Below are 21,285 nucleotides of genomic sequence, written 5' to 3' on the forward strand. Positions count from 1 at the left end.
CAAAATCCCTGTAGGAGCGGGCTTGCCCCGCGAAAGGGCTGCAAAGCAGCCCCGGGGCCTTGTCAGCGCTTGGCGTACTGCAACACCACCTCAAGCGGGTGGCGCATCTGCCGCTCGGTCATGCGCTTGACCTGGCTGCGGCACGAGTAGCCCGTCGCCAGCGCCTCGCCTTCCTTGTCCAGCTTGGTCGCCCACGACTGCTCGAAGATGGTCCGTGACGTCTCTTGGTTGCGCGCCTCGTGCCCGTAAGTGCCGGACATGCCGCAGCACCCCGTCGCCTCGGTCACCAACTTCAGACCCAGGCGGGCAAACACCTGCTCCCACTGCCGGGTACTGGCCGGCACGTTGGTCTTCTCGGTGCAGTGCGCCATCAGGCGGAAGTTACCCGGCGCAGTCGGCACCTGCTCCGGCAGCACATCCATCAACCACTCCTGTGGCAGCAGCACGTTCGGGCACTGCTCCAGGCCCGGCACCTTCTGGTACTCCTGGCGGTAGACCAAGGTCATCGCCGGGTCCAGGCCCACCAGTGGCACGCCGCAGTCAGCCAGGGCCTTGAGCTGGGTCGCGTTGCGGATCGCCGCCTTGGCGAAGGCGCCGAGGAAGCCCTGCACGTGCAACGGCTTGCCGTTGGCGCTGTAAGGCGCCAGGAACACCCGGTGGCCCAGGCGATGGGCCAACTCGATGAACGCGGCCAGCAACGGCGTCTCGAAGTAGCGAGTAAAGGCATCCTGCACCAGCACGATGCTGCGCTCGCGCTGGGCCGGGGTCAGCTCGCGCAGGGCCGGCACGCTGGCCACGCCGACACGGCAGCGGGTCAGGGTCGACTGGAAGTTGAAGCGGCTGATCAGCGGGCTGTCGACCATGCCGACCTTGTCCGCCAGCAGCTTGCTCACCCACTTCGAGCCCATCACCGCGTTGTAGAGCCCCGGTGCATGGGCCAGGTACGGGATGGTGAACTCCAGCGAGCCGATCAGGTAGTCACGCAGTGGGCGCTGGTAACGGCCGTGGTACAGCTCGAGGAAGCGCGAGCGGAAGTCCGGCACGTTGACCTTGATCGGGCACTGCCCTGCGCACGACTTGCACGCCAGGCAACCGGACATGGCGTCGTACACTTCATGGGAGAAGTCTTCCTGCCCCTGATTGCGCGCGCGGTTGTTGCGCAGCCGCACCGGCAGGCCCTTGAGCCAGGACACCTTGTTGCGCGCTGCCGCCAGCACGTCGATGTTGGCCTCGCCCTGCAGGCGCAGCCATTCGCGCATCAGCGAGGCACGGCCCTTGGGCGAATGCTGGCGCTCGCGGGTGGCCTTCCATGACGGGCACATGGCGTCGTTGGGGTCGTAGTTGTAGCAGGCGCCGTTGCCATTGCAGTGCACGGCGCTGGGGAAGTCCTGCCACACGCGCTCGTCAATGGTACGGTCGAGGTCGCCACGCAGGGTCACGCCGTCGACCTTGGTCAGGCCCTCTGCGCTGTCCGGTGGCGTGCAGATCTTGCCCGGGTTGAGCTGGTTGTGCGGGTCGAAGGCGCCCTTCAGGCGCTGCAGCGCCGGGTACAGCTCACCGAAGTATTCCGGCACGTACTCCGAGCGCAGACCCTTGCCGTGCTCGCCCCACAGCAGGCCGCCGTAGCTTTTGGTCAGCGCCGCCACGGCATCGGAAATCGGTTTGACCAGCGCGGCCTGGGCCGGGTCTTTCATGTCCAACGCGGGGCGCACGTGCAGTACGCCGGCATCGACGTGGCCGAACATGCCGTAGGCCAGGCCGTAGCCGTCGAGCAGCGCGCGGAAGTCAGCGATGTAGTCGGCCAGTTGCTCCGGCGGCACGGCGGTGTCTTCAACGAACGGCTGCGGGCGCACCTCACCCTCGACGTTGCCGAGCAGGCCCACCGAACGCTTGCGCATGGTATAGACGCGGGTCACCGCCTCGGCGCCCTCGGCCAAGGTGTGGCCGAGGCGCTCGACGCTGGTGTCGCTCTGCAGGTGGTCGATGAACGCCTGGACCCGGGCGTTGACCTCGGCCGGCTCGTCGCCGCAGAACTCCACCAGGTTGATGCCCAGGGTCGGGCGCTCGGGGTCGGCGGGGAAGTACTCGGCAACGCTGTGCCAGACGATGTCCTTCATTGCCAGCATCAGCACCTTGGAGTCGACCGTCTCGATCGACAGCGGCTTGAGCGCCATCAGCGCGTTGGCGTCGCGCAGGGCGTCCATGAAGCTGGTGTAGCGCACGTTTACCAGCACCGCGTACTTCGGGATCGGCAACACATTGAGCTTGGCTTCGACCACATAGCCCAGCGAACCTTCGGCGCCGCACAGCACGCTGTTGAGGTTGAAGCGGCCCTGCTCGTCACGCAGGTGCGCCAGGTCATAGCCGGTCAGGCAGCGGTTGAGCTTGGGGAACGTCGTCTCGATCAGCTCGGCCTGGGTTTCCTGGATCTCCCGGGCCATGCGGTACACCTCGCCGACCCGGCCTGGCGTGGCGCAGGCCTGTTCCAGCGCGGCGTCGTCGATCGGCAGGCTGTGCAAGCGCTCGCCGCCGAGCAGCACGCTGTGCAGTTCCAGCACGTGGTCGCGGGTCTTGCCGTAGGTGCAGCTGCCCTGACCGCTGGCGTCGGTGTTGATCATGCCGCCGACGGTGGCGCGGTTGGAAGTGGACAGCTCAGGGGCGAAGAACAGGCCGTGGGGCTTGAGCGCGGCGTTGAGCTGGTCCTTGACCGTACCGGCCTGGACTCGCACCCAGCGCTCCTCGACGTTGATTTCGAGGATCTGATTCATGTGCCGCGACAAGTCGACAACGATGCCATCGGTCAGCGACTGGCCATTGGTGCCGGTGCCGCCGCCACGCGGGGTGAGCTTGACCTCCTTGAAGCGTGGCTCGCCCATCAGCGTGGCAACCCGCGCCACGTCATCGGCGTCCAGCGGGAACACCGCCGCCTGGGGCAGACGCTGGTAAATCGAGTTATCGGTGGCCAGCACCGTGCGGGTGCCGTAGTCGGCACTGATCTGGCCACGGAAGCCACTGTTGCGCAGGGCTTCGAGGAATTCGGGGTAACCGGCGCTTGGCGCAAGGGTCGGCAGCTGGGCGATCATCGAAGGATGGCCTCTTGATATGGGCTAATTCACGGGAATCCTGTCGTCCCGGCATGCATTACTTCATGCAGGGATGACGTATAGGCCAATGTTCCTGTAGTTTCGCTTCAGGGGCAAACGGATAATCCTGCCGCTATCAATGACTTTTATGAATGAATTACCGCCACCTGACGCCATCGATGTCACTGCTGCTGGCTTTCGAAGCCGCCGCCCGGCATGAAAGTTACACCCGCGCCGCCGCCGAGCTGTCGCTGACCCAGAGTGCGGTCAGCCGACAGGTGCAAGCGCTGGAGCAGCAGCTGGGCCTGACCCTGTTCCGCCGCGAGGGCCGCCAGGTGCAACTGACCGACGTCGGCCGGCTGTACCAGCGCGAGCTGAGCGAAGCACTGGGGCGCATCCGCAGCGCCACCTTGCAGGCGCTGGCCTACCAGTCCGGGGTCGGCACCCTGCGCCTGGCCACCCTGCCCACCTTCGGCTCGAAGTGGCTGCTGCCGCGCCTGCATGCGTTCTACAGCGCCCACCCTGGCATGCTGGTGCACATTCATTCACGCATCGAAGCGATTAACTTCGACACCAGCGAGATCGACGCCGCCATCGGCGTGGCCAGTCATGACCTGCCGGGTTTGATCTGCCACCGCTTGCATGCCGAAGAGCTGGTGGTGATCCTGCCGCCTGAGGCGGGTGGCGATGCCCAGGGTTGGGGCCCGGCGAGGGTCAGTGAAGAGGTGCTGTTGAATGTGGCCAACAACCCGCATGCCTGGGGCGAGTGGTTTTCCCACCACGGCCTGCCACACCGGGCGATGCGCCTTGGGCCGAGCTTCGAACTGACCTCGCACCTGATCCAGGCGGTACGGGCCGGGATCGGCATCGGGCTGGTGCCGAGGATTCTGGTGGAGGAAGAGCTGGCCAAGGGTGAGCTGTTCAGCCCGGGGGCGGCGTTTGCCAGCCAGCGCAGTTACTACCTGATCTATCCGCCGCGCAATGAGGCTTTGCCTTCGCTCAGGGCATTTCGCAGCTGGTTGCTGGCGCAGATCTGAGGTCGGAACAGGCACTAAAAAACCCGATGCCAGTTACCTGGCATCGGGTTTCTTCAAGCAGCCAGGGATTTACTTGGCCACGTTACCGGCAGGGCCATTGGCCAGCGGCCGACGACGGCCCTTGGCCAGGTACGCCAGCAGCATCGCCGCCAGCCACACCGGGATCGCATACACCGACACCTGGATGCCCGGGATCATCAGCATGATGCCCAGGATCAGCACCACGAAGGCCAGTACTACGTAGTTGCCGTAGGGGTACCACAGCGCCTTGAACAGCGGCTTCTGGCCAACGCGGTCAAGGTGCTGGCGGAACTTCAGGTGCGAGTAGCTGATCATCGCCCAGTTGATCACGAGGGTCGCGACCACCAGCGACATCAGCAGCTCCAGTGCATTCTGCGGCATCAGGTAGTTGAGCAGCACGGCGATCAGGGTCACCGCTGCCGACACCAGGATCGCACGCACCGGTACGCCACGCTTGTCGACCTTGGCCAGCGAGGCCGGGGCATCACCTTGCTCGGCCATGCCCAGCAGCATGCGTGCGTTGCAGTAGGTGCCACTGTTGTACACCGACAGCGCTGCGGTCAGGACCACGAAGTTCAGCAGGTTGGCCGCCACGTCGCTGCCCAGCAGCGAGAACACCTGAACGAACGGGCTGCTGCCGTAGCTGCCGCCGGACGCATCGATGCTGGCGACCAGGTTGTCCCATGGGGTCAGCGACAGCAGCACGATCAGGGCACCCACATAGAAGATCAGGATGCGGTAGATGACTTGGTTGATCGCTTTCGGAATCACGGTCTTCGGCTTGTCGGCCTCGGCAGCGGTGAAACCGAGCATTTCCAGGCCACCGAACGAGAACATGATGAATGCCAAGGCCATCACCAGGCCGCTGACACCATGCGGGAAGAAGCCGCCGTGGCTCCACAAGTTGCTCACCGAAGCATCCGGGCCGCCGTTGCCGCTGGTCAGCAGGTAGGCACCCAGGCCGATCATGCTGACGATCGCCACGACCTTGATGATGGCGAACCAGAATTCGGCCTCACCGAAAAACTTCACGTTCATCAGGTTGATGGCGTTGATCAGCACGAAGAACGCTGCCGCCGTGACCCAGGTCGGGATCTCCGGCCACCAGTAGTGCACGTACTTGCCCACCGCCGACAGTTCCGACATGCCCACCAGGATGTACAGCACCCAGCAGTTCCAGCCCGACAGGAAGCCGGCGAAGCCGCCCCAGTAGGTGTGCGCAAAGTGGCTGAACGAGCCGGCCACCGGCTCTTCGACGATCATCTCACCGAGCTGGCGCATGATCATGAAGGCGATGAAGCCGCAGATGGCGTAACCGAGGATCATCGACGGGCCGGCGGATTTCATCACGCCTGCCGAACCGAGGAACAGGCCGGTACCAATCGCACCGCCGAGGGCGATCAACTGGATGTGGCGGTTCTTCAGGCCCCGCTTGAGCTCGCCTGAATGCATGTTTTGTCCACTCATGAACGAAGTCACCTGCATTGTTTTTATCTGTGACGGAATCGGACCCACCGCGCTCGTGGCGCAGCGGAATGGCAAGGTGGTTACCTTGGGTTTCCTGCCAACGGATGCCGCCGGGGCGGATCAGCCAGGTGTGGGCAGGAGTGCGCGGTACGCAAGAGGGTCACAGGTAAAACGCGGCGCACTGTATACCCCTGCAAACGCGCAGGCGTCAACGCGTTGCATCGTTTCCCTGGGAAAAAACGCAGCGATCCTGTGGTAGATGCCTGAAAAGGCGAAGTGATCGGCGTACATGGCGCCTCCATTTGTTGTTCTGTTGGCCCGGCTCTGTGGACGGGCTTTTGCACACGGCAATGACCGCTATATCACCGTGGTACGGGGGTTTGAGCAATATGGGGCGGTGTGAAGGCAGGAGCTTTGCGGTGGGTGGCGCGGCAAGTTCTGTTTACACGAACAGGAAAAATCCGAATTACAGGCTGAATTCGGGCTGTTCTGTATAAATTTCTTTACGGTGTGGTTTGTAAACTTGCCAGTCGTCCGAAAATTTCTTTTTCTTCAATATCTTGGGGCCGCTTTGCGGCCCCAAATTCTCACAGGCATAAAAAAACCAGCCCGAAGGCTGGCTTTCATAACCGCTCTGACTAATCAGCCACGCGGCTTGCCGCGACCACGGCCGGCCGGCTTGTCACCGTCTGGCTTGCCTGGACGCTTGCGCATTTCGCTCGGGCGCTCGGCCACCGCGCTGCCACGGTTACCTTTGCGCGGTGCTTCGTCACGCGACTGGCGTGCTGGGCGCTCACCCGAGGTATCGCGCGGCTGACGTGCAGGGCGCTCAGCGGCGGCACCACCTTCCTGGGCCGGGCGCAGGCTGCGCACGCGCTCGTTGCGGCCCATTGGGCGGCTCGATTTGCGCTGCAGGCGCTCCATCTTGTCCTTGGCCTTGAGGTTCAGGGTCGGCAGCGCTACCGGCTGCAGGCCCACTTCAGCGGCCAGGATGTCGATTTCGCCCTGGGTCATTTCACGCCAGCGGCCCATCGGCAGGTCGGAGTTGAGGAACACCGGGCCAAAACGCACGCGCTTCAGGCGGCTGACGACCATGCCCTGGGATTCCCACAGGCGACGCACTTCGCGGTTACGGCCTTCCATTACCACGCAGTGGTACCAGTGGTTGAAGCCTTCGCCACCCGGCGCCTTCTGGATGTCGGTGAACTTGGCCGGGCCGTCTTCGAGCATCACGCCCGCCTTCAGGCGATCGATCATCTCGTCGTCGACTTCACCGCGCACACGCACGGCGTATTCGCGGTCCATCTCGTAGGACGGGTGCATCAGGCGGTTGGCCAGTTCACCGTCGGTGGTGAACAGCAGCAGGCCGGTGGTGTTGATATCCAGGCGGCCGATGTTGATCCAGCGGCCTTCCTTCGGACGCGGCAGGCGGTCGAACACGGTCGGGCGGCCTTCCGGGTCGTCACGGGTGCAGATCTCGCCATCGGGCTTGTTGTACATGATCACCCGGCGCGTGGCCTCGGCGGCCTCTTCGCGCTTGATCAGCTTGCCATCGACGGTGATGGCGTCGTGCAGGTCGACGCGCAGGCCGAGGGTGGCCTCGACGCCGTTGACCTTGATACGGCCCTGGCTGATCCAGGCTTCGACGTCACGGCGCGAACCGACGCCAATGCGTGCCAGCACTTTCTGCAGCTTTTCGCCGGCTGGCGGGGTGATTTCGGTATTTTGCAGGTCTTGCTCACTCATCTGGGCACCTCCCGGTGTAGGAATGAAAACAGGGTCTTGGCGACGAACGCGCCAAAGGGCCGCGCATCATACGCGGTTCGCTGGGGGAACGCACTGGAGGGTAGAGGGTTTTGTGGGCTTTGGCAGTGAATTCTGCCTAATGGTGATGCGTGGGCAGTTCCGGCCCTTTCGCGGGGCAAGCCCGCTCCTACAAGGATCTCCATGCCCCCGGCGAACTGCATCCCCTGTAGGAGCGGGCTTGTCCCGCGAAGAGGCCCGCCCAGGTAAAATCAGGGCTCCAGCTTACCCTCTTCCTCCACCGAGGCTTCGGGTTCCTCTTCACGCAGGTCATCAAAGTCGGTCTTCAGCCCTTCTTCCATCTGGTCCAGCTCCACTAACAGGCTGCGGAAGCTGGTCTCCTGTTTCGGCTCGCCGGCGGCTTCCTCTTCGCCCAGGCTGGCATCGGCCAAGGCCTGTATGTGCGCTGGCACCGGGGCATCATCCGGATCCAGTACCGGTTCCGGCTCCATCTCGCGCAGTTCGGCCAACGCTGGCAGCTCGTCCAGGCTCTTGAGGTTGAAGTGATCGAGAAACGCCTTGGTGGTGGCGAACATCGCCGGGCGGCCGGGCACCTCGCGGTGGCCGACCACGCGAATCCACTCACGCTCCATCAGCGTCTTGATGATGTTGCTGTTGACCGCCACACCCCGCACATCCTCGATCTCGCCACGGGTGATGGGCTGACGGTAGGCGATCAAGGCCATGGTTTCGAGCAGCGCACGGGAATACCGCTGCGGGCGCTCCTCCCACAGCCGGCCGACCCAGGGCGCGAAGTCTTCGCGAATCTGCAGGCGGTAACCGGTGGCCACTTCCTTGAGCTCGAAAGCCCGCCCGGCGCAGGACTTGCCGAGCACTTCCAGGGCCTTCTTGAACACTTTCGGCTCGGGGCGCTCGGCCTCTTCGAACAGTTCATAGAGGCGTTCGAGCGATTGCGGCTTGCCCGAGGCGAGCAGGAAGGCTTCGATCAGCGACGCCAGGTCGCGGGGTTCATTCAAATTCATCAGGTTCTTCGACAGACTCGGGGCGCAGCCGCACATGGATCGGCGCGAAGGGCTCATTCTGCACCAGTTCGACCAGCGATTCCTTCACCAGCTCGAGGATCGCCATGAAGGTCACCACCACGCCAAGCTTGCCTTCCTCGGGGGTGAACAGCTCGACAAACGGCACGAAGGCGCCGCCTTTGAGGCGCTCCAGCACGTCGCTCATGCGCTCGCGGGTGGACAGCGTCTCGCGGGTGATCTGGTGGCTTTCGAACAGGTCGTTGCGGCGCATGACCTCGGCCATGGACACCAGCAGCTCCTCCAGGCTGACCTGCGGCAGCAGCTTGCGCACCTTGGCCTGCGGTGCCTCCAGGCGCGGTACGACGATCTCGCGGCCCACCCGCGGCAGCTCGTCGATGCCCTCGGCGGCGGCCTTGAAGCGCTCGTACTCCTGCAGGCGGCGGATCAGTTCGGCGCGTGGGTCGCCCTCCTCTTCCTCGACCGTTGTCGAGCGCGGCAGCAGCATGCGCGACTTGATCTCGGCGAGCATGGCTGCCATCACCAGGTATTCGGCAGCCAGCTCAAGGCGCACGCTCTTCATCAGCTCGACGTAGCCCATGTACTGGCGGGTGATCTCCGCCACGGGGATGTCGAGGATGTCGATGTTCTGCTTGCGGATCAGGTACAGCAGCAGGTCCAGCGGGCCCTCGAAGGCTTCGAGGATGACTTCCAGGGCATCCGGCGGGATGTACAGGTCCAGCGGCATTTCGGTCAGCGCTTCGCCGTAGACCAGGGCCAGCTGCAACTGCTGGGGTGGCGGCTCTTGTTGCACGCCGGCTTCTTCGGCCGGCGCCTCGGGTGCTTCCACCTGGCTCACGCGTTGACCATGAACGGCGTGGGGTCGCCGCAGCCTTCGCGGATCAGCTCAGGTTCATCGCCCGACAGGTCGATGATGGTCGAGGCCTTGAGGTCGCCGAAGCCACCATCGATGACCAGGTCAACATGGTGCTCCAGTCGCCCGCGGATCTCGTAGGGGTCGGTCATCGGCTCGGTGTCGCCCGGCAGGATCAGGCTCACGCTCATCAGTGGCTCGCCCAACTCGGCCAGCAGCGCCAGGGTGATGGCGTGGTCCGGCACGCGCAGGCCGATGGTGCGGCGTTTTTCGTGCAGCAGCAGGCGCGGCACTTCGCGGGTACCGTTGAGGATGAAGGTATACGGCCCTGGCACATGGGCCTTTAGCAGGCGGAAGGTGCCGGTGTCGACCTTGGCATACAGCCCCAGCTGCGACATGTCGCAGCACATCAGGGTGAAGTTGTGGGTCTTGTCCAGGCCGCGCAGGCGGCGCACTCGCTCGATCGCCGCCTTGTCTCCGATCTGGCAACCCAGGGCGTAGGCCGAGTCGGTCGGGTAGACCACCACGCCACCCTTGCGGATGATCTCCACCGCCTGGCGGATCAGGCGCGGCTGTGGGTTCTCCGGATGAATCTGGAAAAATTGGCTCACGAAGTCATCCTGTTCATAGCGCCATAGGCTGTTCATGGCTGAATCGACGCCACAGAGGTGGCAAGTCCTCGGGCAATGGCCGGTAGGCACCGATCTCGCCCCAGGTGCCGGGGCCGTGGAAGTCGCTGCCAGCGCTTGCCAGCAGGCCGAACTCACGGGTAAGGATGGACATCGTGCCCACCTGCTCGGCTGGCATCATCCCGTTGACCACTTCAAGTGCCTGCCCGCCTGCCTGAATATAGTCGGCAATCAGCCGCCTGCGCTTGCTGCGGGTCAGATCGTAGTGCATGGGGTGTGCAAGGCTCACCCATGCGTTGGACTGGCGCAACGTGGCGACAGTTTCCTCGAGCGTTGGCCAGTGCTGCTTGACGTCGCCCAACTTGCCGGCCCCCAGCCACTTGCGGAAGGCCTCCCCGCGGTCCTTGGCATGCCCGGCGCGCACCAGGAATTCGGCAAAATGCGGCCGCGCCGGGGCGTTGCCGCTGTCGCCCAGTTCCTGTTGCACGGCCCGCGCGCCATCGAGGGCACCGGGCATGCCCTTGGCCGCCAACCGTTTGTCGATTTCTTCGGCGCGCAACCAGCGGCCGCGGTGCAACGCCTCGATGGCCTTGAGCAACGGCGGCGCGTCGAGCGGGAAGTTGTAGCCCAGCACGTGGATGGTCGCGCCACCCCAGGTGCACGACAGTTCTACCCCGCTGACCCAGCGCATACCGCGCGCCTGGCAGGCCTGGCGCGCCTCGGGCAGGCCTTCGAGGGTGTCGTGGTCGGTCAGTGCCAGCGTTTGCACCCCGTGCTCATGGGCCCGGGCGACCAGGTCCGTGGGCGACAGGGCGCCGTCGGAGGCCGTGCTGTGACAGTGCAGATCAACATTCATGGAGGAGCGCTTTCGCTGGAATCGATGTTTGTTATTATGCCGTCACATCCCGATTCTGGCTGCCATTGTGAAACAATTCATCGATTTCATCCCGCTGCTGCTGTTCTTCATCGTCTACAAGCTCGACCCGCGCCCGGTGGAGGTCGCAGGCCACAGCTTCGAATTCGGCGGCATCTACAGCGCCACGGCGATGCTGATCATCAGCTCGCTGGTGGTGTACGGCGCGCTGTTCCTGCGCCAGCGCAAGCTGGAGAAGGGTCAGTGGCTGACCTTGGTCGCCTGCCTGGTGTTCGGCGGCCTGACCCTGACCTTCCACAGCGAAACCTTCCTCAAGTGGAAGGCGCCGGTGGTCAACTGGCTGTTCGCCCTGGGCTTTGCCGGCAGCCACTTCATCGGCGATCGGGTGCTGATCAAGCGCATCATGGGCCACGCCCTGACCCTGCCCGATGCCATCTGGTCGCGCCTGAACGTGGCGTGGATCGCTTTCTTCATATTCTGCGGCGCCGCCAACCTGTTCGTCGCCTTCACCTTCCAGAGCTTCTGGGTGGACTTCAAGGTGTTCGGCAGCCTCGGCATGACCGTGATCTTCCTGGTGGCGCAGGGCGTGTACCTGTCGCGTCACCTGCACGACGACCCTTCCACCTCCAAACCCAAGGATTGACATGCTCTACGCCATCATCGCCAGCGACGTCGCGAACTCCCTGGAAAAACGCCTGGCTGCACGCCCGGCGCACATTGAGCGCCTGCAACAGCTCAAGGCCGAAGGCCGCGTGGTGCTGGCCGGCCCGCACCCTGCCATCGACAGCAACGACCCAGGTGATGCCGGCTTCAGCGGCAGCCTGATCGTCGCCGAGTTCGACTCCCTGGCCGCCGCCCAGGCCTGGGCCGATGCCGACCCGTACATCGCCGCAGGCGTGTACGACAAAGTCGTCGTCAAGCCGTTCAAGCAAGTCCTGCCTTGATGTGCAACCGCGTCGCCGACCGAGCCGGCGACGCGGCCTGCCCTGCGCTAATTGCACGCTCGCCCTCAGTCTGCGGTATCTTTGCCGCTGGCGGACACAGAAGACGCCGTCAATGGTTGAATTGAGTGAGTCATGAGCGAGCTGTTACTGATTGATGATGACCAGGAACTCTGCGAGCTGCTCGGCAGCTGGCTGACCCAGGAAGGGTTTGCGGTACGCGCCTGCCACGACGGCCAGAGCGCGCGCCAGGCATTGGCCGAGCATGCCCCGGCGGCCGTGGTGCTAGATGTGATGCTGCCCGACGGCAGCGGCCTGGAGCTGCTCAAGCAGCTGCGCAGCGAACATGCCGAACTGCCGGTGCTGATGCTGTCGGCCCGAGGCGAGCCACTGGACCGCATCCTCGGCCTGGAGCTGGGCGCTGACGACTACCTGGCCAAACCCTGCGACCCCCGTGAGCTCACTGCCCGCCTGCGCGCCGTGCTGCGCCGCAGCCACCCCACCGCCACCACTACCCAGCTGGAGATCGGTGACCTGGCGTTCAGCCCGGTGCGTGGCGTGGTCAGCATCGATGGCCGCGACATGAGCCTGACCCTGTCCGAAAGCCGCATACTCGAGGCGCTGCTGCGCCAGCCGGGCGAGCCGCTGGACAAGCAGGAACTGGCGCAGATCGCCCTGGGGCGCAAGCTGACCCTGTACGACCGCAGCCTGGACATGCACGTCAGCAACCTGCGTAAAAAAGTCGGCCCACACCCTGATGGACGGCCGCGGATCGTGGCATTGCGCAGCCGCGGTTACTACTACAGCCTGTAAGCCTGCATGGGGCCGCGTGCGCCCCATCTTTACCCTGCCTTTACGCTGCGCTGACTGCGCTTGACCTTGATCTCCCTAGACTGGGCTCATCCGGTAAACACCGGCCCATGACAGGAGAGACACCATGCGCAAGACCCTTATCGCCCTGATGTTCGCCGCCGCCCTGCCAACCGTGGCCATGGCCATGCCTGAAGGCGGCCCGCGTCACGACGGCCCGCATCACCGCGGTGATGCGCCTTTCGCCCAACTGGACCTGAGCCGCGACCAGCGCCAGCAGATCGGCCACCTGATGGGTGAGCAGATGAAACAGCGTCACGAGATCACCGAACGCTACCTGAACAAGCTGCCGGCAGCCGACCAGAAGGCCATGAAAGACGAACTCAAGGCCAGCCACGACAAGACCGACAGCCAGGTTCGCGCGCTGCTCAAGCCTGAGCAGCAGAAGAAGTTCGACGAACTGCAGAAGGAACGCGAAGCCCGCAAGGCTGAATGGCAAGAGTTCCAAGCCTGGAAAGCTGCAAAAGCCGCCAAGGCCCAGTAAGCTGCCTGCTCAGTGCCCGGCCCGCCTCCAGCGGGCCGGGCTTTTCCCGTTTTCAGGAGGTGCTCTTGCGTTCTCTGTTCTGGCGCATCCTGGCCAGCTTCTGGCTGGCTATCACCCTGGTCGCGGGCCTGTCGATTCTGCTCGGCCATATGCTCAACCAGGACGCCTGGATCCTCAGCCGTCACCCGGGCCTCCAGTCCATGGCCAGCCATTGGGCCAAGCATTATGAGCAAGAGGGCCTGGAGTCTGCCCAGGCGTTTCTGGAGCGACGCAAAGAGCGCTACAAGATCGACGTGCAGGTGCTCGACGACAGTGGCGATGCCGTGGTGCCTGGCACGTTCCCGCGTCGCGCGGCAGCCTTCGAGGCGCGTCAGCACAATGACGAGCGCCGCCTGCCCTGGCGCCGGTTGACCGAGGAATACACCAGCCCCGACAGCGGCAACACTTACCTGCTGATCTACCGCATCCCGCACCCGGAACTGGACGCCTGGCACCGCGAGAGCCTGCTGTGGCCGTTGAGCGCACTGGGCATCGCGTTGGTGGTGCTGACCGTGTTCAGCCTCTTGGTAACCCTGTCGATCACCCGCCCGCTCAGCCGCCTGCGCGGCGCCGTGCATGACCTAGGCCAGGCCACCTACCAGCAGAACAGCCTGGCCCGCCTGGCCGCTCGGCGTGACGAGTTCGGCGTGCTGGCCAAGGACTTCAACAAGATGGGTGCACGCCTGCAGAGCCTGATCGGCAGCCAGCGCCAGCTACTGCGCGACGTGTCCCACGAGCTGCGCTCACCGCTGGCCCGCCTGCGCATTGCCCTGGCCCTCGCCGAGCGCGCCGAAACCGAACAGCGCCAGGCGTTGTGGCCACGGCTGACCCGGGAATGCGACCGCCTTGAAGACTTGATCAGCGAAATCCTGACCTTGGCCAGGGTCGACGCCGAGCAGGCCCATGCCGAGCCTGTCGACCTCAACGCGCTGCTGGGCAGCGTGCGCAAGGACGCTCAGCTCAGCGCACCAGAGCAGGAAGTGAAGCTCGAGGCGCAGCCCGGGCTGGCGCTGCAAGGTTGGCCGACGCTGATCGAGCGTGCCGTGGACAACCTGGTGCGCAATGCCCTGCGCTTCAACCCGGAGGGGCAACCGATCGAGATCAGCGCGCAGCGCGAGCAAGAGAAGATCGTGTTGAGCGTGCGCGATCATGGGCCGGGGGCGGCGCCGGAGCATCTGGCGCAGTTGGGCGAGCCGTTCTTCCGGGCACCGGGGCAGGAAGCGGCTGGGCATGGCCTGGGGCTGGCGATCGCGCGCAAGGCGGCGGAGCGGCATGGCGGGAGTCTGGTGCTGGTGAACCACCCGCAGGGTGGGTTCGTGGCCCGCTTGGAGTTGCCGCTGGGGGTTGTGACTGGCAGTTAAGTCGTGCTGGGCTTACCGGCCCTTTCGCGGGGCAAGCCCGCTCCTACAGGGTTTCGCGGTTGCTTGTAAGAGCGGGCTTGCCCCGCGAAGAAGCCAGCGCGTTATTCGCCCCAGACGCTGACGTACTCGGCAGTTTCGAGGATAGGCGCCGTACGCGGCTCGGCCATCGGTGTACCGACATACAGGTAACCGATCAGCTCTTCATTCTCGGCCAGGCCCAAACCCTTGTGCACATGGGCATCAAAGGCCATGTCGCCCGTGCGCCAGACCGCGCCAATGCCCTGGGCATGGGCCGCAATCAGGATGCCGTGGGCCGCGCACCCCGCCGCCAGGCGCTGCTCGGACTTGGGCACCTTGAAGTGGTCCTGCAACTTGGCGATCACCACGATCAGCAACGGCGCACGCAGCGGCATCGCCCGTGCCTTGTCCAGCGCCGCCTGGCTGGCGTCGCCCTTGTGCTGCAGCGCTTCAGCGAACAGTTCACCGAGCTTGTCGCGGCCCTGACCTTCGATGGTCAGGAAGCGCCACGGCCGCAGCTGGCCGTGGTCCGGTGCGCGCAGGGCGGCCTGGAACAGCGCCTCGCGCTGGGCCTGGTTGGGCGCGGGGTCGGTCAGGCGCGGCACGGAAACACGGTTGAGCAATGCGTCGAGAGCCTCCATCGGCTACCCTCCTGGCAGGTAAATGTGCGGCCATTCTAGCGTTTACATCACCAGACCCATAGGTAGAATGGCGCCCTTCCGTTTCGAGTCAGAGCAGATCACATGGCGTTGCCGACCTTAAGGATCATTGGTTTCATCATCGGCATCTTCCTGATTACCCTCGCCGTCGGCATGGCCGTGCCCATGGCGACCCTGGTGATCTTCGAACGCACCGGCGACCTGCCGTCGTTCCTCTGGTCCAGCCTGATCACCTTCATCGCCGGCCTGGCCATGGTTGTTCAGGGGCGCCCCGAGCACGTCCACCTGCGCCCGCGCGACATGTACCTGCTGACCGTCAGCAGTTGGGTAGTGGTGTGCATCTTCGCCGCCCTGCCCTTCCTGCTGACACAGCACATCAGCTACACCGACGCCTTCTTCGAAAGCATGTCCGGCATCACCGCCACCGGCGCCACGGTGCTCAGCGGGCTCGACACCATGTCACCGGGCATCCTGATGTGGCGCTCGATGCTGCACTGGCTCGGCGGCATCGGCTTCATCGCCATGGCGGTGGCGATCCTGCCGCTGCTGCGCATCGGTGGCATGCGCCTGTTTCAGACCGAGTCGTCAGACCGCTCGGAAAAGGTCATGCCGCGCTCGCACATGGTCGCCAAGTCGATCGTCGGCGTGTATGTCGGCTTCTCGATTTTTGGTGCACTGGCCTTCTGGTGGGCCGGCATGAGCCCGTTCGATGCCATCAACCATGCCATGTCGGCGATCTCCACCGGCGGGTTCTCCACCTCTGACCAGTCCCTGGCAAAATGGGACATTCCTGCCGTGCACTGGGTCGCAGTGGTGGTCATGATCCTCGGCAGCCTGCCCTTCACGCTGTACGTGGCGACCCTGCGTGGCAACCGCAAGGCCCTTTTCCGCGACCAGCAGGTGCAAGGTTTGCTGGGCATGCTGGTGGTGACCTGGATCGTGCTCGGCACCTGGTACTGGTACACCACCAACCTGCATTGGCTCGACGCCCTGCGCCACGTGGCGCTGAACGTGACCTCGGTGGTCACCACCACCGGCTTTGCCCTCGGCGACTACAGCCTGTGGGGCAACTTCTCGCTGATGCTGTTCTTCTACCTGGGCTTCGTCGGTGGCTGCTCTGGCTCGACGGCCGGTGGCATCAAGATCTTCCGTTTCCAGGTGGCCTACATCCTGCTCAAGGCCAGCCTCAACCAACTGATCCACCCCCGCGCGGTGATCAAGCAGAAGTACAACGGCCATCGCCTGGACGAAGAGATCGTGCGTTCGATCCTGACTTTCTCGTTCTTCTTCGCCATCACCATCTGCGTGATGGCGCTGCTGCTGTCGCTGCTGGGCGTGGACTGGATGACTGCACTGACCGGCGCTGCCGGCACGGTGTCAGGCGTCGGCCCGGGCCTGGGCGAAGTGGTCGGGCCGTCGGGCAACTACTCGACGCTGCCGGATGCCGCCAAATGGGTCCTGTCGACCGGCATGCTGCTCGGCCGCCTGGAGATCATCACGGTGCTGGTGTTGTGTATGCCGGCGTTCTGGCGTCATTGATCTCGCCGGGTTCCGCACCCAGCCGGGCGCGATACTCGCTGGGGGTCTCATCGAACCAGCGGCGGAATGCCCGGTAGAAGTTGCTCGGGTCGGCAAAACCCAGCAGGTAGGCGGTTTCCAGCAAGGTCATGCCTGGCTGGGCCAGGTACTGCTCGGCGAGCTCGCGGCGGGTGTCGTCGAGCAAGGTCTGGAAGCTGGTGCCCTCTTCCTGTAAACGGCGCTGCAAGGTGCGCTGGGACAGGTGCAGGGCCTGGGCCAGGGTTTCGCGCTTGGGTTCGCCTTGCGGCAAGATGCGGCACAGCACTTGGCGCACCCGGTGCGTGACGCGGCTTTCCGAGAAGCGCGCGAGGTACTCACCGGCAAAGCGGTCATGCAGGATGGCCATGGCCTCATTGGCAGTGGGCAACGGTGCTTCCATGTCGGCCCGCTCGAACACCAGGGCATCGTGCGGTGCGCCGAAAATCAGCGGGGAATGGAAGGCCACCTTGTACGGCTCGATATCCTTCGGCTGCGGCCCTTGCACCAGCACCCGTCGCGGCTGAACCGGCCGGCCACTGAGCCATTTGCACAAAGCCAGGGCGCAGGCCAGCGACGCTTCGGCGCTGTGCCGGGTGGGTGGCAGGTGGTCACCATGCACGGTAAGAATCAGCGAATAGCCTTCAGGGCCCAGGGTGAAACTCAGGTCGGAGCTTTCAGCAATGATCCGCTGGTAGCGCACCAGCCGCTCGAAACCTTCGGCCAGGGTGCGGCTGGACATCAACGCGTAGCCCACCACATGGAACGATGCCGGGCGTACCACCCGTGCCATGTTCAGGCCAATGGCCTCGTTGCCCGAAAGTTCGACCGCCAGCTGCCAGAGGCGCGTCATGGCGTCCTGCGGAAAGCGTGCATCAGGGTCGTCGAGTGCGGCGAAATCCAGCCCCAGCTGCTTGAACATGGCCGGGCAGTCGAGCCCTTCCAGCTCCAGCGCCTTGACAATCCCTGATGCCCAGCTGGCTGACGTGGTTCTTTCACTCATGGCAGGCTTCTTATACTGACCGCTGCATGCGGTGAACCCCAAGGATACTTATTTGGCGCCTATTGTCACTGGCCGGCCCCGCCAATGACTCTAGACTCGAATCAGGCTCCACGCCGTGTATCCTGTCCAAAAGTGATAATCCCGGAGCACTGCCCATGACCAGCACCGTGCAGTTTCGCAGTTTTGCCGAGTTCTATCCGTATTACCTGGGCGAACACAACAACCCCACCTGCCGACGCCTGCATTTTGTCGGCACCAGCCTGGTGATCGCCTTGCTGGCCTACACCCTTGGCAGTGGCAAGTGGATGCTGCTGCTGGCAGTACCGCTCTGCGGATACGGCTTCGCCTGGGTGGGGCATTTCTTTTTCGAAAAGAACCGGCCGGCGACCTTCAGCCACCCCTGGTACAGCCTGGTCGGTGACTTCGCCATGTTCCGCGACATCCTGCTCGGCAGGATCAGCCTCTAGCCTGCAGGTGGGGCTGGCTCATGCCGGCGCGCGCAACGCAGCAGCCTCCTCGGCCAGTCGGGCCTGGGCATCAGCCAGCCGATACAACTCGATGCTGCCATCCAAATGCTCGATCAACGCCGTGCACGATTCCACCCAATCGCCGCAGTTGAGGTATTCCACCTCCCCCACCTGGCGAATCTCGGCATGGTGGATGTGCCCGCACACTACCCCGTGAAAGCCGCGACGGGTGCATTCGTGGGCAATCGCATCCTCGAAGTCGCTGATGAAGTTCACCGCGCCTTTCACCTTGTGCTTGAGGTACGCCGACAGCGACCAGTAGCCATACCCGTAGCGCGCACGCCAATGGTTGAGCCAGCGGTTGAGCACTAACGTGAACTCGTAAGCACGGTCGCCAAGGAAGGCCAGCCAGCGGTGATACCGGGTAATCACGTCGAACTGGTCGCCATGGATTACCAACAGCCGACGGCCATCGGCGGTCAGGTGCTCGGCCTCGTCCACCAGTTGGATGTTGCCCAGCATCAGCTTCGAGTAGCGGCGCAAGAACTCGTCATGGTTGCCGGTGACGTAGATCACCTCGGTGCCGCGCTTGCTCATGGTCAACAGGCGGCGAATGACATTGGTGTGGGCTTGCGGCCAAAAGATGCCGCCGCGCAGCTTCCAGCCATCGATGATGTCGCCGACCAGGTAGATGCGGTCAGCCTGGTAGCCCTTGAGGAACTGCGACAGGTGTTCGGCCTGGCAATCACGGGTGCCCAGGTGCACGTCGGATATCCACAACGTGCGCACGCGCAGCTTGCGTGACGGGCGAGAGAGTTCGACATGTGTCATGGGCAGGCTCCGGCGCTGTTTGCTGGAGACTGGCAGGCCCAGGTGACAGGTTGGTGGCAGGCATGTGACGAGTGATGGTCTGCCGCGGATGCGGCACAATGGCGTGCAGCCCCACGAGGACGCCCCATGCCCGGCCCGATACTTTCCTTGCGCCACTACCGCGATGAGCTGATCGCCCACAGCCACGAGCACCCGCAACTGGTGTTCGGCCTGCACGGCCGCCTGGACTTCGAGGTGCAGGGCCAAGGTGCCAAGGTCGCCCGCCAAGGACTGGTGGTGGTCCCCGCTGGCGCCCATCACACCTGCGGCAGTGACGTTGGCAGCGATTGCCTGGTGCTGGATGTCCCCAGTGAGCACTGGCTGCACGAGCAGCTGGGGGCGCATGCCGATGCCAGCCGACGCCTGCTCGACCAGCCCGGCGCACGGGGGCTGGATGGTCGCCAGCAGCAACTGGTGGACTGGCTGGCGGCTAGCCCCATGGACGACCCGCTGATTGCCGGGCAAGGCGCCGTGCTGTTGCTGGCCAGCCTCAACCCCGGCGCCTCGGCCATCGTCACGCCCAGCCAGCGCCTGCCCTATGCCGCGTTCGATGCGCACATCGAGCAGAACGCCGCATACCCCTTGCAGGTGGCCGACCTGGCGCGCATAGCGGGTTTGTCCAGCGCGCGACTGCATGCACGGTTCACCTTCGAGTGCGGCATGACGCCGATGGACTACATCCGTCAGCGGCGCCTGCTCAAGGCAAGGCGGCTGGTTACACAGACCTTATTGCCCATGGGGGAAATTGCGGCGCAGGTGGGGTATAGCTCGCAGAGTGCATTTTCGGCAGCGATGCTGCGGGCGTTCGGTTGCTCGCCGCTGGCGATGCGGCGAGAGCCTGGCGACAACTGACGGCAGGATGGCGACAGAACCTGTTGGCCTGTGGCTTTACACTTTGCAGTGCCGGCCCTTTCGCGGGTAAGCCCGCTCCCACAGGTACCGTGTTGCTCTGAAGGGCAGTGATATTCCTGTGGGAGCGGGTTTACCCGCGAAAGGGCCGCCACAGCCAGTAAAGAATTAAAGGACTTTCAATGAACCACCGCACCGCCCTCGGCGCCCTGCACATCGGCGCGTTGTTCTTCGGCCTGACCGGCGTCTTCGGCAAGCTGGCCGCCAGCGCCAGCCCGGCGATCATCGTCTTCGGCCGCGCCGCCTTCGCCGTGCTGGCCCTGGCACTGTTCGCCAGCCTCACCGGCCCCGGCTGGCGCCGCCTGAGCGGCCAGGACATGCGCCGCCTGCTGCTCGGTGGCGTGCTGCTGGCCGGCCATTGGGTCAGCTTCTTCATCGCCGTGAAGGTCGGCGGCGTGGCCATCGCCACCCTGGGCTTTGCCAGCTTCCCGGCTTTCACGGTAATGCTCGAAGGCCTGCTGTTCCGCGAGCGCATCCGCCGCAACGAAGGCGTGCTGGTGGTGCTGGTCAGCATCGGCCTGATACTGGTCACCCCGGCATTCGACCTGGCTAGCCAGGCCACCGGCGGCCTGCTCTGGGCCTTGCTCTCCGGCTTGCTGTTCTCGCTGCTGTCGCTGACCAACCGTGCCGGTTCCGGGCGTTTGCCGGCCGTGCAGGCGGCGCTGTGGCAGAACCTGGTGGTTGGCGTGTGCCTGCTGCCCTTCGCCGGCCCGGGCCTGAGCCAGGTGGCCAGCGTGGACTGGCTATGGATCGCCCTGCTCGGGGTCTTCTGCACCGGTGTCGCCCACAGCCTGTTCGTGGCCAGCCTGTCGGTGATCAAGGCGCGCACCGCCGCCGTGGTGTTCGCCATGGAGCCGATCTACGGCATCGCGGTGGCTTGGGCGGTATTTGCCGAAACGCCAACCCTGCGCATGCTGCTGGGCGGCGTGCTGATCATTTTTGCCATCGTACTGTCCAGCCGCATGGCTGCCGAGCAACCGCCCCGGCACAAGGCTGTGGCCGAGGGCGGGTGATCAGCGATCGTTGTGGCCCAAGTCGCGCTGCGGGTCGATCTGGTCGCGCACGCGCTGCTTGAGCACCTTGGCCTCGGGGAAGCCACCGTCGGCCTTGCGCTCCCAGATCTGCACGCCATTGCAGGTGATGCGGAAGATCCCACCGGTGCCCGGCTCCAGCGCCACCCGACCGAGGTCGTCGGCGAACGTGCTGAGCAGTTCCTGGGCCAGCCAGGCGGCACGCAGCAGCCATTGGCACTGCGTGCAATATGTGATGACGATTTCCGGCTTGTTGTCGGCCATGCTAAGCATCTCCAGATGAGGGGCCGCTTATACTAGCGGTCTTTAGC

21 protein-coding genes are annotated in these 21,285 nt (G+C 64.5%); 10 read left to right on the forward strand and 11 right to left on the reverse strand.

Annotated elements, in window-relative coordinates:
- Nucleotides 1-62: 62 nt before the first annotated feature.
- On the reverse strand, nucleotides 63-3,083 hold the full coding sequence (locus APH28_RS07870; protein WP_060508391.1) for an FAD-binding and (Fe-S)-binding domain-containing protein: 3,021 nt from the start codon (nucleotides 3,081-3,083) through the stop codon (nucleotides 63-65).
- Nucleotides 3,084-3,235: 152 nt separating this feature from the next.
- Between APH28_RS07870 and APH28_RS07875 the strand changes: the two genes are divergently transcribed.
- Nucleotides 3,236-4,120: a LysR substrate-binding domain-containing protein gene (locus tag APH28_RS07875; RefSeq protein WP_060508392.1), complete on the forward strand. Its 885-nt coding sequence runs from the start codon at nucleotides 3,236-3,238 to the stop codon at nucleotides 4,118-4,120.
- 69 nt (nucleotides 4,121-4,189) lie between these two features.
- Here the strand turns inward: APH28_RS07875 and APH28_RS07880 are convergent, their stop codons facing one another.
- The 6 genes from APH28_RS07880 to APH28_RS07905 all read right to left on the reverse strand — a co-directional run bounded on the left by APH28_RS07880 (nucleotide 4,190) and on the right by APH28_RS07905 (nucleotide 10,750).
- Nucleotides 4,190-5,608, reverse strand: coding sequence for an amino acid permease (locus APH28_RS07880; RefSeq protein ID WP_177334238.1), 1,419 nt, complete (start codon nucleotides 5,606-5,608; stop codon nucleotides 4,190-4,192).
- A 642-nt stretch (nucleotides 5,609-6,250) separates the two neighbouring features.
- Nucleotides 6,251-7,354 (reverse strand): 23S rRNA pseudouridine(2605) synthase RluB, encoded by a 1,104-nt coding sequence (gene rluB, locus APH28_RS07885; RefSeq protein ID WP_060508394.1) that lies wholly within the window; start codon nucleotides 7,352-7,354, stop codon nucleotides 6,251-6,253.
- 269 nt (nucleotides 7,355-7,623) lie between these two features.
- Entirely contained in the window at nucleotides 7,624-8,394 is a 771-nt protein-coding gene (gene scpB, locus APH28_RS07890; RefSeq protein WP_060508395.1) for an SMC-Scp complex subunit ScpB, read from the reverse strand.
- Nucleotides 8,381-9,106, reverse strand: coding sequence for a ScpA family protein (locus tag APH28_RS07895; protein ID WP_177334241.1), 726 nt, complete (start codon nucleotides 9,104-9,106; stop codon nucleotides 8,381-8,383). Before APH28_RS07895 ends, scpB begins: the two co-directional genes overlap by 14 nt.
- Nucleotides 9,107-9,246: 140 nt before the next feature.
- Nucleotides 9,247-9,876 (reverse strand): L-threonylcarbamoyladenylate synthase, encoded by a 630-nt coding sequence (locus APH28_RS07900; RefSeq protein ID WP_060508415.1) that lies wholly within the window; start codon nucleotides 9,874-9,876, stop codon nucleotides 9,247-9,249.
- A 13-nt stretch (nucleotides 9,877-9,889) separates the two neighbouring features.
- The gene (locus APH28_RS07905; RefSeq protein ID WP_060508397.1) at nucleotides 9,890-10,750 is read right to left on the reverse strand and encodes a PHP domain-containing protein; all 861 of its coding nucleotides are present in this window, start codon (nucleotides 10,748-10,750) and stop codon (nucleotides 9,890-9,892) included.
- A gap of 67 nt (nucleotides 10,751-10,817) precedes the next feature.
- On the opposite strand from APH28_RS07905, the gene APH28_RS07910 reads away from it, so the two are divergent.
- From APH28_RS07910 to APH28_RS07930, 5 genes are all read left to right on the forward strand, one after another.
- The gene (locus APH28_RS07910; protein ID WP_060508398.1) at nucleotides 10,818-11,411 is read left to right on the forward strand and encodes a septation protein A; all 594 of its coding nucleotides are present in this window, start codon (nucleotides 10,818-10,820) and stop codon (nucleotides 11,409-11,411) included.
- A 1-nt stretch (nucleotide 11,412) separates the two neighbouring features.
- A complete protein-coding gene (locus APH28_RS07915) occupies nucleotides 11,413-11,712 on the forward strand; it encodes a YciI family protein (RefSeq protein WP_060508399.1) in 300 nt (99 codons plus the stop codon).
- A gap of 132 nt (nucleotides 11,713-11,844) precedes the next feature.
- On the forward strand, nucleotides 11,845-12,522 hold the full coding sequence (locus APH28_RS07920; RefSeq protein ID WP_060508400.1) for a response regulator transcription factor: 678 nt from the start codon (nucleotides 11,845-11,847) through the stop codon (nucleotides 12,520-12,522).
- 124 nt (nucleotides 12,523-12,646) lie between these two features.
- The gene (locus APH28_RS07925) at nucleotides 12,647-13,063 is read left to right on the forward strand and encodes a Spy/CpxP family protein refolding chaperone (RefSeq protein ID WP_060508401.1); all 417 of its coding nucleotides are present in this window, start codon (nucleotides 12,647-12,649) and stop codon (nucleotides 13,061-13,063) included.
- Between the two features lie 59 nt (nucleotides 13,064-13,122).
- Nucleotides 13,123-14,463 carry a HAMP domain-containing sensor histidine kinase gene (locus APH28_RS07930; protein WP_060508402.1) on the forward strand — a complete coding sequence of 447 codons (1,341 nt, stop codon included), beginning with the start codon at nucleotides 13,123-13,125 and terminating at the stop codon, nucleotides 14,461-14,463.
- Nucleotides 14,464-14,564: 101 nt separating this feature from the next.
- Here APH28_RS07930 and APH28_RS07935 read toward each other — a convergent pair whose 3' ends face one another.
- Nucleotides 14,565-15,122 (reverse strand): nitroreductase family protein, encoded by a 558-nt coding sequence (locus tag APH28_RS07935; RefSeq protein WP_060508403.1) that lies wholly within the window; start codon nucleotides 15,120-15,122, stop codon nucleotides 14,565-14,567.
- A gap of 102 nt (nucleotides 15,123-15,224) precedes the next feature.
- Between APH28_RS07935 and APH28_RS07940 the strand changes: the two genes are divergently transcribed.
- Entirely contained in the window at nucleotides 15,225-16,679 is a 1,455-nt protein-coding gene (locus APH28_RS07940; RefSeq protein ID WP_060508404.1) for a TrkH family potassium uptake protein, read from the forward strand.
- Here the strand turns inward: APH28_RS07940 and APH28_RS07945 are convergent.
- Nucleotides 16,636-17,697 (reverse strand): AraC family transcriptional regulator, encoded by a 1,062-nt coding sequence (locus tag APH28_RS07945; protein WP_060508405.1) that lies wholly within the window; start codon nucleotides 17,695-17,697, stop codon nucleotides 16,636-16,638. The two genes, APH28_RS07940 and APH28_RS07945, sit on opposite strands and share 44 nt — an antisense overlap.
- A gap of 155 nt (nucleotides 17,698-17,852) precedes the next feature.
- Between APH28_RS07945 and APH28_RS07950 the strand changes: the two genes are divergently transcribed.
- On the forward strand, nucleotides 17,853-18,164 hold the full coding sequence (locus tag APH28_RS07950) for a DUF962 domain-containing protein (protein ID WP_060508406.1): 312 nt from the start codon (nucleotides 17,853-17,855) through the stop codon (nucleotides 18,162-18,164).
- A gap of 18 nt (nucleotides 18,165-18,182) precedes the next feature.
- On the opposite strand, the gene APH28_RS07955 is transcribed toward APH28_RS07950, so the two are convergent.
- Nucleotides 18,183-18,995, reverse strand: a complete 813-nt coding sequence (locus tag APH28_RS07955) for a UDP-2,3-diacylglucosamine diphosphatase (protein WP_060508407.1) — start codon at nucleotides 18,993-18,995, stop codon at nucleotides 18,183-18,185.
- A gap of 126 nt (nucleotides 18,996-19,121) precedes the next feature.
- On the opposite strand from APH28_RS07955, the gene APH28_RS07960 reads away from it, so the two are divergent.
- Nucleotides 19,122-19,886 carry an AraC family transcriptional regulator gene (locus APH28_RS07960; protein ID WP_060508408.1) on the forward strand — a complete coding sequence of 255 codons (765 nt, stop codon included), beginning with the start codon at nucleotides 19,122-19,124 and terminating at the stop codon, nucleotides 19,884-19,886.
- Between the two features lie 179 nt (nucleotides 19,887-20,065).
- On the forward strand, nucleotides 20,066-20,956 hold the full coding sequence (locus tag APH28_RS07965) for a DMT family transporter (protein WP_060508409.1): 891 nt from the start codon (nucleotides 20,066-20,068) through the stop codon (nucleotides 20,954-20,956).
- Here the strand turns inward: APH28_RS07965 and APH28_RS07970 are convergent, their stop codons facing one another.
- Entirely contained in the window at nucleotides 20,957-21,238 is a 282-nt protein-coding gene (locus APH28_RS07970; RefSeq protein ID WP_043201632.1) for a SelT/SelW/SelH family protein, read from the reverse strand.
- Nucleotides 21,239-21,285 lie beyond the last annotated feature (47 nt).

Origin of the sequence: Pseudomonas sp. NBRC 111124 (assembly GCF_001320245.1) — a bacterium.
Classification (GTDB): Bacteria; Pseudomonadota; Gammaproteobacteria; order Pseudomonadales; family Pseudomonadaceae; genus Aquipseudomonas.

What these genes read in the sequence shown, in the direction of transcription:
- APH28_RS07935 (WP_060508403.1), bottom strand. Translation starts at nt 15,122, where the DNA reads ATGGAGGCTCTCGACGCATTGCTCAACCGTGTTTCCGTGCCGCGCCTG.
- APH28_RS07950 (WP_060508406.1), top strand. Translation starts at nt 17,853, where the DNA reads ATGACCAGCACCGTGCAGTTTCGCAGTTTTGCCGAGTTCTATCCGTAT.
- APH28_RS07915 (WP_060508399.1), top strand. Translation starts at nt 11,413, where the DNA reads ATGCTCTACGCCATCATCGCCAGCGACGTCGCGAACTCCCTGGAAAAA.
- APH28_RS07965 (WP_060508409.1), top strand. Translation starts at nt 20,066, where the DNA reads ATGAACCACCGCACCGCCCTCGGCGCCCTGCACATCGGCGCGTTGTTC.
- APH28_RS07870 (WP_060508391.1), bottom strand. Translation starts at nt 3,083, where the DNA reads ATGATCGCCCAGCTGCCGACCCTTGCGCCAAGCGCCGGTTACCCCGAA.
- APH28_RS07940 (WP_060508404.1), top strand. Translation starts at nt 15,225, where the DNA reads ATGGCGTTGCCGACCTTAAGGATCATTGGTTTCATCATCGGCATCTTC.
- APH28_RS07945 (WP_060508405.1), bottom strand. Translation starts at nt 17,697, where the DNA reads ATGAGTGAAAGAACCACGTCAGCCAGCTGGGCATCAGGGATTGTCAAG.
- APH28_RS07880 (WP_177334238.1), bottom strand. Translation starts at nt 5,608, where the DNA reads ATGAGTGGACAAAACATGCATTCAGGCGAGCTCAAGCGGGGCCTGAAG.
- rluB (WP_060508394.1), bottom strand. Translation starts at nt 7,354, where the DNA reads ATGAGTGAGCAAGACCTGCAAAATACCGAAATCACCCCGCCAGCCGGC.
- APH28_RS07905 (WP_060508397.1), bottom strand. Translation starts at nt 10,750, where the DNA reads ATGAATGTTGATCTGCACTGTCACAGCACGGCCTCCGACGGCGCCCTG.
- APH28_RS07875 (WP_060508392.1), top strand. Translation starts at nt 3,236, where the DNA reads ATGAATTACCGCCACCTGACGCCATCGATGTCACTGCTGCTGGCTTTC.
- APH28_RS07960 (WP_060508408.1), top strand. Translation starts at nt 19,122, where the DNA reads ATGCCCGGCCCGATACTTTCCTTGCGCCACTACCGCGATGAGCTGATC.
- APH28_RS07920 (WP_060508400.1), top strand. Translation starts at nt 11,845, where the DNA reads ATGAGCGAGCTGTTACTGATTGATGATGACCAGGAACTCTGCGAGCTG.
- scpB (WP_060508395.1), bottom strand. Translation starts at nt 8,394, where the DNA reads ATGAATTTGAATGAACCCCGCGACCTGGCGTCGCTGATCGAAGCCTTC.
- APH28_RS07955 (WP_060508407.1), bottom strand. Translation starts at nt 18,995, where the DNA reads ATGACACATGTCGAACTCTCTCGCCCGTCACGCAAGCTGCGCGTGCGC.
- APH28_RS07970 (WP_043201632.1), bottom strand. Translation starts at nt 21,238, where the DNA reads ATGGCCGACAACAAGCCGGAAATCGTCATCACATATTGCACGCAGTGC.
- APH28_RS07925 (WP_060508401.1), top strand. Translation starts at nt 12,647, where the DNA reads ATGCGCAAGACCCTTATCGCCCTGATGTTCGCCGCCGCCCTGCCAACC.